Genomic DNA, 12,359 nt, shown 5'->3' with positions numbered 1-12,359 from the left:
GCGGAAAAAATTAACGGATTTATAAAACTAGGAACGATGACAAAAACAAAAGTTGCCGTGGTGGCATCAAAAGAAAAGGAATTTACTTTTAAAGAAGTGGAAATCGACGATCCCAAGGCCCACGAAGTATTGATTAAGGTAGTAGCTACGGGATTGTGCCATACCGACCTTTCGGTGAAGGCAGGAAAGTTGCCCTCCAACTATCCTGTGGTCTTGGGCCACGAAGGAGCCGGGGTGGTTGAAAAAGTGGGAAGTCATGTAACCGATTTGGCTGTGGGAGATCATGTCGTTCTGTCCTTCGGGTCTTGCGGAGGCTGTAGACCTTGTCGCGAAGGAGACACTTCGTATTGTGTTCAATTGGAACCGCTCAATTTTATGAACAAAAGACAAGCATCCGGCGATGCCATATTTAAAGGGAATGATGAGAAACTGAACGGCGCCTTTTTTCAGCAGTCGTCGTTTGGAACCTACGCGTTGGCCCACGAACGAAATACGGTGCGGGTGACCAAAGAAGTAGATTTAAGACTATTGGGCCCCCTAGGATGCGGTATTCAAACCGGGGCTGGTACCGTCATGAACACCCTAAATCCACGGGCGGGTACCAGCATCGCCATCTTTGGGGTCGGCTCGGTGGGTCTTTCGGCCATTATGGCGGCTAAAAATGTAGGTTGCTCCACCATTGTTGCCGTTGATATTAATCCGTCCCGTTTGGAGCTTGCCGAAAAGCTAGGGGCCACCCATTTAGTGAACAGCGAGAAGGAGGATGCTCCTAAGGTCATAAAAGAACTCACAGGAGTGGGAGTGGATTATGCCGTTGAGGCATCAGGCATCAAGGCAGTGGCGGAATCCGCCTTTCACGTGTTGGCCAATCGAGGCATCCTGGCCGTAGTAGGGGCCCCGGAAGGGGGTACCGAATATGCGTTTGATGCCAACGAACTGATCAATACCGGAAAGAAAGTGGTCGGGGTGGTGGAAGGAGACAGTACTGTCAAAATATTCATTCCCCGCCTGATAGCGCTGTACCAGCAAGGTCGTTTTCCGTTCGACGAACTGGTACAATACTATCCCTTTGATAACATCAACGAGGCTGTAGCCGATATGGAAGAGGGTAAGGTAATCAAACCCATACTGGAAATGTAATCCAGACTGTATGATGAATGTACTAAAGGGAGTGTCTGTTTGATATTGGTCTCTCAAAAGACCAGGGGAGTGCTTGATTGAAAATCCGGGCCGCAAACCGTTTTTGCCATTTAAAAAAATGTCTTTGTGATCAAAGGGAAATTGCCGTTTAGAGCTGCTTTTTGTACCTTCAAATCGGCTTTGTGTGCTCATTGGTTGTTAAACCGTATGTATCGTGAAGAATTACGTACGGTTCATCCGGTGTCAATCATTGGGCACCGGCAATAGCTTTTGAATCCAAATTAGTTTTAATTTAATATTAGAAAGAGTCAGTATGGGAAAGTTAAAAGTTGTTTGTTCCATCTTTTTGGTCGCATTTTTGGCCTGTAAGCAGAACACCCAAGAAAAAAAAGCAGCTGAAGAGACGATTTCAAGGGAGCCGCTATTGGAAGGAAAGGAAATTACCTATAGCACCGATTCTACCGAAATGAAGGGTTATGTGGTGTATGATAAAAATGTTGATGGGAAGCGCCCCGGTATTTTAGTGGTACATGAGTGGTGGGGTCACAACGAGTATGTTCGAGAAAGAGCGGATATGTTAGCTGAACTGGGCTATACCGCCATTGCCGTCGACATGTACGGAAATGGCAAGCAAGCAGCCCATCCCGAGGATGCCGGAAAATTCTCCGGTATGGTGATGAGCAATATAGAGGCCGCCCAGGCGCGTTTCGACGCGGCCATGGAAGTGCTAAAAAACAATCCTACCGTTGCTATGGACCAAATCGCCGCTATCGGATACTGTTTCGGTGGGAGTGTGGTTTTAACTATGGCAAATGCCGGAAAGGACCTGGATGCGGTAGCGGCCTTTCACAGTGGGGTACAATTGCCGATTATGCCGAATGAAAAATTAAAGGCCAAGGTCTTGGTGGCAAATGGTGCGGCCGATCCCTTCGTTTCCCCTGAATCCGTTGCCAACTTCACCAGAGCAATGGATAGCATTCAAGCGGATTATAAGTACATCGCCTACGAGAATGCCAAGCATGCCTATACCAGCAAGGAGGCCACTGCTTTGGGGGAAAAATTTAATTTACCCTTGGAGTATAATGCGGAAGCCGATGAAAAATCATGGGAGGCCTTAAAACGCCTATTGAATGATACGTTTGGAGAGAACGCTTCGGAATAAAACAAACATCACGGGAAGACACTACTCTCTGTAAGGACCACAACTACAATGTTGGCACATCATCCTGAAATCTCGCAAGATGTAAGAGGCGATATTGCGATATTTTGTGAGCGGTTCGATCGACATAGCGCTAAATGGGCCAGTTTCCTAAATCATCTCTTAATCCGGTGCAGGTGAATGCCGATACTGGCAATCACCGGGGTTTGGCACTTATATCTTCTAAAAAAGCCAGCTGTTTCAAGTAGAAAGTGCATTTCATCGAAAATCATAAAATTAGGGTAGGGTATCGCGAATCCGTATTGTTAACAAAGGATAAAATCGATTGCAGGGTACATCGTGCCCTGCCGTAAACTAAAGATCCCAAATATGAAGACTACGCTTGTTTATGCAATTTTTTTGTCATGTACACTACTTTTTATCAATTGTTCAGATGATGGTGAAGCAACCGGAACGGATGAAATGGGCAGATTGACGGTTCGACTCACCGACGCACCTTTTCCTTATGATCTGGTCGCCGAGGCCAATGTGACCGTTTTTAAGATAGAGGCCAGAATGGTCTCGGAAAAAATGGACTCGGAGGCTACCAACGATGATGTCAATATGAATAGCGATATAAAGGAAGGTTCCCCCTTCCTAGTTCTGATGGAAACCGATGTTAACGTAAACCTGTTGGAACTCACCAATGGCACCACTGCGATGCTGGCCGACCTCGAAGTGCCTGCCGGCACCTATGACTTAGTGCGGGTCTATGTGAAAGGAATCAACGTTGTCCTGACCGATGGAAGAATATTTGACCTAAAAGTGCCTAGCGGGGAACAAACAGGCATCAAAGTATTCATCAAACCCGGCTTAATCGTGGCAGGCGGACTTTCATCCGATCTGCTGCTTGATTTCGATGTGAGTCGTTCTTTCGTGGCCAAGGGAAGCATTGACAAAGTAGAGGGTATTCAAGGCTTTAATTTCAAGCCGGTTATCAAAGCGAGTAACCTCTCTACGGCCGGTACCTTGACCGGGAACGTTAGTGAGGTAATAGAAGAAATGTCCACGGCTTTGGAAGGTGCCCAAATTTCGGTCATCGCTGGTGATACACTGAATACGACCGCCTTTTCGGACGTAGACGGTAACTATGCCATCATGGGGCTCGATGCCGGAGTTTACAAGGTCTTGGCGGAACTGAACGGCTATGTATCGAGCGACACTTTGGAGGTAACCCTTGTAGCCGCTAACAAGACGGTACAGGATTTCGTATTGGAAGCCGAGGCTACCTCCGAAACGGTAGATGATAACTAAGACTTTAAAGACAGAACAGCAACGAAGAAACAGTCCGCCTACAAGCGGGCTGTTTTGTGTTTGGCCTGTTCCATATGAAGTTTTACTACCCCTGAAAAGAAGCTTGTTTTACCATTTTGTCGGGTATTAAAAACATCTTCCAATAGCATTCCCTCGATAACGATATCATTCTAACGCTACAAGAACGATCGTCTTTCCAGGCCGGCACCTGTATGGTGACCTGGTGATTGCCGTACTCAAAAGCAGGTTCTTTAGAACGTTCTTCCAATAGTGGAATCAATTTTGAATGGATAGGTCTCGGTAACGGAATTCATAGATTTTTTACGCTTCACGGATTTCATGGATATTTCTGTTCGGTAGACCCATTATATTAGGATCAATTCACCATTAAACCAATATCATGAAAAAAAAAGCCTTTAATATCCTAGCATTTTTAATGATTATTTTGGTCGCCGGTTCTTGCTCCGATGGGGTTGATGGAATAAACGGTATGGACGGCGTCGATGCGGCACCGATTCAAATTTTCGAAATAGGAACCGATCTTCTATTCAATCCAGCTGCAAATTGGTACGCCACACCTTTCCAAACGTTTGCAAACGATGAATCGATAGAAAACGACGATGTGGTATTGGTGTATCGGCTTGAGTTCATTACCAGTGATGACCTAGATGTGTGGCGGCAACTGCCAAGACCGTATTTTACCGACCAAGGAATGCTGGTTTACAACTTCGATTTTTCCATCTGGGAAGAATCCGATTTTTTGCTACGCGACCAGATATTCAGGATAGTGGCCTTTCCTTCTGAAATCCTTGAACTTACTTCCAATATAGATTTGAGCGACTTCGGTTCCCTGATGAAGTCCTTACGACTTAATCAAAGCGATGTACGGCGAATACAATGAGCGGTATTGGCCGCTTTGCGCTTCTTTGATGGAAAAATACCCAAAATAGGTTTTGATATGACAATTAATGGAAATAGCGGACGTATTTTCGATTATGAATTTGGTTATGCTAAATAATGTGCAAAAATAAATGGGGGGTCAAAGCCAAATGAACAAGGAAGCCCCCACTTGTTACACCAATACTGGGCTAGTTTGGTAATAAAGTGATAAATTACAGGATGCTGAAAGTGAAATACAGCTGTCCTCTAAACAACGCTATGGGCAAGAAAAGTTTATTGGTTTTATTACTTTTCCGTCATAGGTACTTATTGGGTTCAGCAAGATTTATACGATGAGCATGCTATCAAAAAAATGACCCTATTCCTAAACGAGCGATACGGTCATTTTGTTTATTTTGTTTTCCATATGAAAAGGTTCTTATCATTTCTTTTTTTACTTGTTGTACCCTTATCCAATGTACATGCCCAAAACGATCATAGACTTGATAGCCTTAAGCTCGTTTTAACGAATACCCACAAGGATTCCCTGATTCAGAAAATCGATAATTATGGGGAAGTGATATGGGCCTATGCAACTACAAGAACAAAGCTTGATTCCGCCAGGTTATATACTGACTCCCTAATACAATTTTCTCGGAATGCCGGAGTGGGGGTAGGAGTAGCCAAATCGAATTTTTACTACGGGGTTATCAGTAGGTTCGAAGGTAATTATGACCAGGGATTGGAATTTCTTGAAAAATCAGCTGCGTATTCCAAAGCAAATCCCGATTCTTTGGACGTCACTTCCAGTCTTTTCCAAACCGCGGTAATCCATCAAAAATTAGGAAATTTTGCTGAAAGCCTGTCTATCTTTTATGAGATACTGGAAATACACAAAAGTAGGGGCAACATACTTAGTGCAGCCGAGGTGTTGAATTCCATCGGTCATATCTTGAGAAAAGTGGGCAAACAAGAGGAGGCAATCAAGAATTACAAGGAGGCTGTGGAAATCTTTGAAAAAATAGCCGGTCGGGAAATCAGTCTGTCCATGACTTATGAGAGTCTGGGAAATACCTTTGCCGAATTAAAACAGTTTGATTCGGCAAAGGACTATCTTCTGAAATCCTTGGCCATTGAAAAGAAAGAGAACAACATTGACGGCATCGCATCCGTTACGGAAAATCTTGGCCATTTGGCATATGTGGAGGAAGACTATGAAGAAGCATTGAGGTATCAAATGGAAGCTTTGGAAATTCGAAAAGATATGCCCTCAAAAAACAATATAGCCATATCGCTGAACAAAGTTGGAACGACCTACATCAAACTAGGTAAAGCACAAATGGCAAAGAAATATCTTTTGGAGAGTCTTGACATTTCCAATCAAATAGGCTCCAAGCCTTTAAGACAGATGAACTACGAGGGACTTATCGAGGTGAATGAAAAAAATGGAACGTTCAAAGAGGGGTTTGAATATCAAAAGTCGTTAATGGATCTCAAGGACTCCCTTTTGGATATTGGAATGAACAAGCAGATCCTTGAATTGGAAAAAAAATACGAGACCGCCAATAAAGAACGAATAATTGCCGAACAGCAATTGGTTATTGAACAAAAAGAATTACAAAAAAATCAAATTCTATTGGCAATAGGAACACTTGCCCTATTGTTGCTGGGAACGGTCATTTTCTTCACAAAACGCATCAAGTACCAACGTACCATCGCCATACAGGCACAAGCCTTGCAAAAACAAAAAATAATCGAGTTGCAACAAAGAAATAAGTTATTGGCCCTGAACAGCATGATCGAGGGGCAGGAGGCCGAACGGCTTCGGATTGCCAACGACCTTCACGATAGTTTGGGCGGATTATTGAGTACCGTGAAAAACCACTTTGCCACGATTCAAAAAGAAATACAAAAAATAGAGGAATTGGATCTCACCCAAAAAACGAATACGCTGATCGATGAAGCCTGTATGGAAGTACGGCGCATTTCACACAATATGGTGCCCCATGCCCTTTCCATTTCGGGACTGCAAGGGGCGATCGAGGATTTGGCCGAACAACTGAACGGGGAAGGATACGGGACGACCGTGGAATTTGCCGGAAAATTCGATACCTTGGAGGATTCAAAAAAGGTAATGATCTTTCGTTTGGTCCAGGAAATCATCTCCAACATCCGAAAACATGCCGAGGCAAAAAATATTCTCATCCAAATTCTCGACCATCAAAAAGAGCTAAAACTAATTGTGGAAGATGATGGACAAGGGTTTTTATATGAAGAGGCCTTGACAAAAGGAGGCTTGGGCCTCAAAAGCATCAACAGTAGGGTCGAATTTCTGGATGGGGATATCGATTGGGATTCAGAATTGGGAAAAGGAACCACTATCAGCATAAGCATACCGCTATGATACAGGTTTTTATTGTTGACGACCACAAAATGGTCATCGAGGGTTTGGAATTGCTATTCCGGGAACACGACCATATTTCCGTAATCGGAAGCGCCACCGGTGGGGAAGAAGCCTTGGAAATGATTCCAAAGACAAGTGCCCAGGTCGTATTGCTAGACATCAATATGCCCGGCCTGAACGGAATGGAAACCTGCAAACAGCTGTTGGTCAAAAATCCCGAATTGAAAATTATCGCGCTTTCCATGCACAAGGAAAGTAGCTTGATTAAAATGATGCTGTCCAGGGGAGCCAAAGGCTATGTGCTCAAAAATGCGGGACAGGAGGAATTGATACAAGCGGTCGAGACGGTACACCAAGGTAAAATGTACTTGGACAAGGCCGTCAATGACATTGTCGTAAAAAGCATCGCCAGTGGCGGTGGCCAAAAAAAGACCAGTCCCTTTCCCAGCATCTCACGTAGGGAAAAAGAGGTTTTGAAACTAATTTTAGAAGAATATACCACCCAGGAAATTGCCGAAAAGCTCTTCATAAGTTTTGGCACCGTAGAAACCCATCGTCGGAATATGATGAGCAAGCTGGGGGCCAAAAATACCGCTGGGCTCGTGCGCATCGCCTTGGAATATCAGTTGGACCAATAGCGTTTACCTCCCTTTTTTCAAAATTAGCGACCAACCGATTTTTCTTTTCCATGGCACGTGGTATAAAATGCACCTTCCTACAGGAATTCATAGATTTTTTTACCCTCGTAGTTTTCATAGATAGTAGTGTGATAAGGAAGCTATAAGTTAGCTGTGGTAAGATAATCCAGGAGCTCCCAACCACTTCGGGTGCCTGCCCGGACGAAAAGTCCAAGGATTACGATTTGCCATTCCCCCCAAAAAAATGCAATCAGGAACAAATCTGTTAGGATGTGCGACAATTTTGGCATTGCCCAAAAACGCACAGATATAGCTTTGTTTCATACGGCCACCAAATAGTAACACTAAAAAATGCCTTTATGAAAAAACTACTACTTGTATTAAGCGTATCATTAAGTACTTATGTAGGGGCACAGAACACCGCCATACCCGATGCAAACTTTGAACAGGCTCTAATAGACCTTGGCTACGATAGCGCGCCATTGGACAGGCTCGTACCGACTGCGAACATCGTTCGTGTTACAGGCCTCGATATCTCCGGTCGAGGCATCGAAGACCTTACGGGTATTGAAGCTTTTACAAATCTCACAACGCTGAACTGTAGCAACAATCAGTTAAGATCCTTGAATCTGAACCAGAATGTGGCTTTGCAGGTAGTGGACTGCAGCTCCAACCAGTTGAGCTTCCTGGCAGCCCGCTCAAGCAGTGTCTTGGAACGTTTGGACTGTTCCCAAAATGAATTGACGGGTGTAGACCTAAGCCAAAACAGTTCATTAATGTTTTTAAGTTGTTTCAACAATCGTTTGACAAGACTGGACCTAAGCGAGAATAACAATCTTTTAGAAATACTCTGCTTTGGCAATCAATTAACCGAGCTCAACCTTAGAAATGGCAACAACACCTCAATAGTAAGCTTTGATAGTACCGATAACCCCAATCTGGCATGTATTGAAGTTGATGATGTCACTTATAGCCTTGCTAACTGGCCAGCGAAAGATGCTTCAACGGATTACAGAACGAATTGCGACGATAATGTCACCTACATACCCGATGATAATTTTGAACAGGCCCTAATCGATTTGGGCTACGACAACACGGGATTGGATGACTACGTACCCACTGCCAACATCGATAACCTTGACATCTTGGATGTTTCCAACAACGGAATTTCGGATTTTACGGGCATAGAGGCATTTACCGCACTTACGCGACTCGAGTGTGCCAACAACCTTCTTACTTCCTTAAATTTACGAAACAATGTAAACCTGACTCATGTAAATGCCCCGGCCAACCGCCTTAATAGTGTTGATTTTACTCGAAACCCGGCCTTACGGCTTTTAAACATTACCAACAACAGACTTACAAGCATTGATGTAAGTCAAAATCCGGATTTAGCTACTTTTAGATGTTCCCAAAATCAACTGACAAGCTTAGCGGTTGATTCAAATGATAACTTAAGCAGTTTAGCCTGTTCACAAAACCTTTTGACCGAATTGGATTTAAGCTCTAATGGTAACTTGGCATCATTTGATGCTAGTGATAATCAACTGGAAAAACTCAACATCGACAACGGAAACAACTCAAATATCACCTCATTTCAAACGGTCGGTAACCCACGCTTGGAATGTATAACCGTCAGTGATGTCTCTTATGCACAGACCAATTTTACCGAAATTGATGCGGTAACGCGCTTCAGCAACGATTGTAGTGCCGCTGTCACCTTTGTGCCGGACGACGTTTTTGAGCAGGCTTTGATCAATCTTGGTTATGACATGGGTATCCCTGATGACTACGTGCCTACGACCAACATTACTGGAATTACCATTTTGGATATTTCCAATCAGGGAATTACCGACTTAACCGGGATAGAGGATTTCGTTGCCTTGCGAACCCTGAACTGCGCTATAAATGCCCTTACCGAACTGGACTTAAGTTCAAATACTGCCCTGACGAGCCTCGTATGCCACTCCAACGTACTGCAAATGCTAGATTTGGCGCAAAACACAAATCTAGAAACACTCGATTGTAGTGTCAACCAGTTGACCGAGCTTGATGTACGGGTGAATGTGGCCCTTGAAACGCTTGCCTGTATAGAGAACAAACTGGTGGCTCTTGACTTGAGCAACAACGATGCGCTGACCGAGCTTTACTGCTCTTCAAACCAATTGACGACACTCGATGTCCGCAATGGCAACAATACGAACATGACTGTTTTTCGAACATTTGACAATCCTAATTTGGAGTGTATAAATATTGATGATTTGGTCTATGCCTCTGAAAATTTCACCGATATAGATACGACCAGTCGTTTCAGTGAAGATTGCAGTATACCGTTGGGCCCTCAAACCTTTGTCCCCGACGACAACTTCGAGCAGGCATTGATCGACCTCGGCTTAGATGATATCTTGAATGATTATGTTACCACTGCTAACATTGAAAATGTAGGTACTTTGGATATTCCCGCAAAAGGTATTTCAGACCTGGCGGGCATCGAGGATTTTACCGCATTGGTTACGCTCAACCTTTTCAGAAATTCATTGACCACCTTGAGTTTGACCGAAAATGAGAATTTAAGATTCTTGACCTGTAGTAGCAACCAGTTGACCAGTATTGACATTAGCCAAAACATTGCTCTGGAGGTGCTCAATGTCAATAGCAACCAGCTCACGGATTTAGACGTCAGTAACAATACAGCCTTAATAGAATTACAGGCAAACGGCAATCAGCTCAGTACTATGGATCTTAGCTTTAATTCCGTGCTTGAGAGTCTGTGGCTTGATGCTAACCAACTCTCAGCATTAGATATTGGGCAGAACTCCGCGTTGGTCAGTTTGAGCTGTAGACAAAACCAGTTGACCACCATAGATCTAGATCAAAATACAATCCTACAGACTTTGAATATTTCCGCTAATCGATTGACGGCCCTAGATATATCGCAAAATCCAGATTTAAATTTTCTCAATTGCAACGACAACGAGTTGACAGCCTTGGACCTCGGTCAAAATACGGCCCTCGAATCATGTTATGCCAATAACAATCAACTCTCCGTTTTGGAAGTGGATGCAAATTCAGTGTTGCGAACCTTGTGGTTTGCAGGCAACCTATTGACCGAGATGGACGCCAGTCAAAACCCCATGCTGGAAAATGTAAATGCCGGGAATAACCAATTGGAAAGCTTTGACATACGTAATGGTAATAATTCAAATATCACTTTATTTGACGCGGATGACAACCCGAACCTCCTGTGCATTTCAGTGAGCGACGTAGTTTTTGCGACCGCAAATTGGACCAACATCGATGCCCAGACCATCTTCAGTGAGGACTGTGACACAGCCTTGGCCCGAACTTTCGTTCCCGACGATAATTTTGAACAGGCTTTGATTGACCTCGGCTACGACTCAGGGCCCCCGGATGATTATGTGCCCACCGTGAACATTGACCAAATCACTGAACTGGACGTCTCTGACCAAAATATATCGGACCTCACGGGTATCGAGGATTTTTCAGCCCTTCTAACGCTTAATTGCGGTCTTAATAGGTTGACAAGTGTGGATTTGAGCCAGAATGTAAATTTGGAAGTAATCAATTGTCGTGATAACCAACTGACAGCACTTGATGTCAGCCAAAATGGCAACCTTACTTCATTGGTTTGTGAGTTCAATGAAATAAGCGCGCTAAACCTATCACAGAATCCACTGCTTAGTATTCTAGAAGCTCAAGTGAACCAAATGTCAACGCTCGACCTAAGCCAAAACAATGCATTGACACACATCGACGTGGCGGATAATCAATTGACCTCTTTTAATATACAGAACGGAAACAACAATGCCATTACTATATTTTACAGCGACGGCAACCCTGACCTGTTCTGTATTCAAGTGGACGACGTTAATCATTTTACGAGTACTTCGTTGGACTCAGGTGTAGACCCTCAGACCACCTTTAGTGTAGACTGTAATGACACTACACCGCCAATCATCACTCTAAATGGCGACAATCCCCAAGAGATCGAACTGGGCGCGGGCTATACCGAACTGGGGGCCACCACCGACGATGGTTCCCAGGTCGTTATCGACGCCACGGAGTTCGTGGACGCGGTCGGCAGCTACACGATTTATTACAACGCCACCGATGCCGCGGGCAATGCCGCGGCCGAGGTGACCAGGACGGTCAACGTGGTAATGACCGACGCCACCCCGCCGCTCATCACGCTCATCGGGGCCAATCCGCAAGAGATCGAACTGGGCGCGGGCTATACCGAACTGGGGGCCACCACCGACGACGGCTCGGAGGTCATCATCGATGCGAGTGAGTTCGTGGATGCGGTGGGAAGCTACACCATCTACTACAATGCCACCGATACCGCGGGCAATGCCGCGGTCGAGGTGACCCGGACAGTGAATGTGGTGGAGACCGACACCACGGCACCGGTGATCACCTTGATAGGGGCCAATCCGCAAGAGATCGAACTGGGCGCGGGCTATACCGAACTGGGGGCGACCACCGACGACGGCTCGCAGGTCGTTATCGACGCCACGGAGTTCGTGGACGCGGTCGGCAGCTACACGATTTATTACAACGCCACCGATGCCGCGGGCAATGCCGCGGCCGAGGTGACCCGGACAGTGAATGTGGTGGAGACCGACACCACGGCACAGGTGATCACCTTGATAGGGGCCAATCCGCAAGAGATCGAACTGGGAGCGGGCTATACCGAACTGGGGGCCACCACCGACGATGGTTCCCAGGTCGTTATCGACGCCTCGGAGTTCGTGGACGCGGTCGGCAGCTACACGATTTATTACAACGCCACCGATGCCGCGGGCAATGCCGCGGCCGAGGTGAC

Annotated in this window: 7 protein-coding genes; all 7 read left to right on the top strand. The window is 45.2% G+C overall.

Annotation, left to right across the window (positions count from 1 at the left end; translation table 11 throughout):
* Positions 1–36: 36 nt before the first annotated feature.
* Positions 37–1,140 carry an NAD(P)-dependent alcohol dehydrogenase gene (locus FK220_RS07410; protein WP_152573684.1) on the top strand — a complete coding sequence of 368 codons (1,104 nt, stop codon included), beginning with the start codon at positions 37–39 and terminating at the stop codon, positions 1,138–1,140.
* A 313-nt stretch (positions 1,141–1,453) separates the two neighbouring features.
* Complete coding sequence (locus FK220_RS07405; RefSeq protein WP_152573683.1) at positions 1,454–2,302, top strand: dienelactone hydrolase family protein; 849 nt, start codon at positions 1,454–1,456, stop codon at positions 2,300–2,302.
* A 366-nt stretch (positions 2,303–2,668) separates the two neighbouring features.
* Positions 2,669–3,592 carry a DUF4382 domain-containing protein gene (locus FK220_RS07400; protein ID WP_152573682.1) on the top strand — a complete coding sequence of 308 codons (924 nt, stop codon included), beginning with the start codon at positions 2,669–2,671 and terminating at the stop codon, positions 3,590–3,592.
* A gap of 400 nt (positions 3,593–3,992) precedes the next feature.
* Positions 3,993–4,493, top strand: a complete 501-nt coding sequence (locus tag FK220_RS07395) for a hypothetical protein (protein ID WP_152573681.1) — start codon at positions 3,993–3,995, stop codon at positions 4,491–4,493.
* A gap of 405 nt (positions 4,494–4,898) precedes the next feature.
* Positions 4,899–6,875: a tetratricopeptide repeat-containing sensor histidine kinase gene (locus FK220_RS07390; protein WP_166204824.1), complete on the top strand. Its 1,977-nt coding sequence runs from the start codon at positions 4,899–4,901 to the stop codon at positions 6,873–6,875.
* On the top strand, positions 6,872–7,513 hold the full coding sequence (locus tag FK220_RS07385; protein ID WP_152573679.1) for a response regulator: 642 nt from the start codon (positions 6,872–6,874) through the stop codon (positions 7,511–7,513). The genes FK220_RS07390 and FK220_RS07385 overlap by 4 nt, the downstream gene beginning before the upstream one ends.
* Positions 7,514–7,872: 359 nt before the next feature.
* Positions 7,873–12,359: immunoglobulin-like domain-containing protein (locus tag FK220_RS07380; protein WP_152573678.1), on the top strand; the 4,487-nt coding region annotated here is incomplete at its 3' end.

The sequence above is a fragment of the Pelagihabitans pacificus genome, assembly GCF_009371985.2.
Taxonomy (GTDB): domain Bacteria; phylum Bacteroidota; class Bacteroidia; order Flavobacteriales; family Flavobacteriaceae; genus Pelagihabitans; species Pelagihabitans pacificus.
This window is presented reverse-complemented; position numbering and strand designations above follow the sequence as displayed.

What these genes read in the sequence shown, in the direction of transcription:
- FK220_RS07410 (WP_152573684.1), top strand. Translation starts at nt 37, where the DNA reads ATGACAAAAACAAAAGTTGCCGTGGTGGCATCAAAAGAAAAGGAATTT.
- FK220_RS07405 (WP_152573683.1), top strand. Translation starts at nt 1,454, where the DNA reads ATGGGAAAGTTAAAAGTTGTTTGTTCCATCTTTTTGGTCGCATTTTTG.
- FK220_RS07400 (WP_152573682.1), top strand. Translation starts at nt 2,669, where the DNA reads ATGAAGACTACGCTTGTTTATGCAATTTTTTTGTCATGTACACTACTT.
- FK220_RS07395 (WP_152573681.1), top strand. Translation starts at nt 3,993, where the DNA reads ATGAAAAAAAAAGCCTTTAATATCCTAGCATTTTTAATGATTATTTTG.
- FK220_RS07390 (WP_166204824.1), top strand. Translation starts at nt 4,899, where the DNA reads ATGAAAAGGTTCTTATCATTTCTTTTTTTACTTGTTGTACCCTTATCC.
- FK220_RS07385 (WP_152573679.1), top strand. Translation starts at nt 6,872, where the DNA reads ATGATACAGGTTTTTATTGTTGACGACCACAAAATGGTCATCGAGGGT.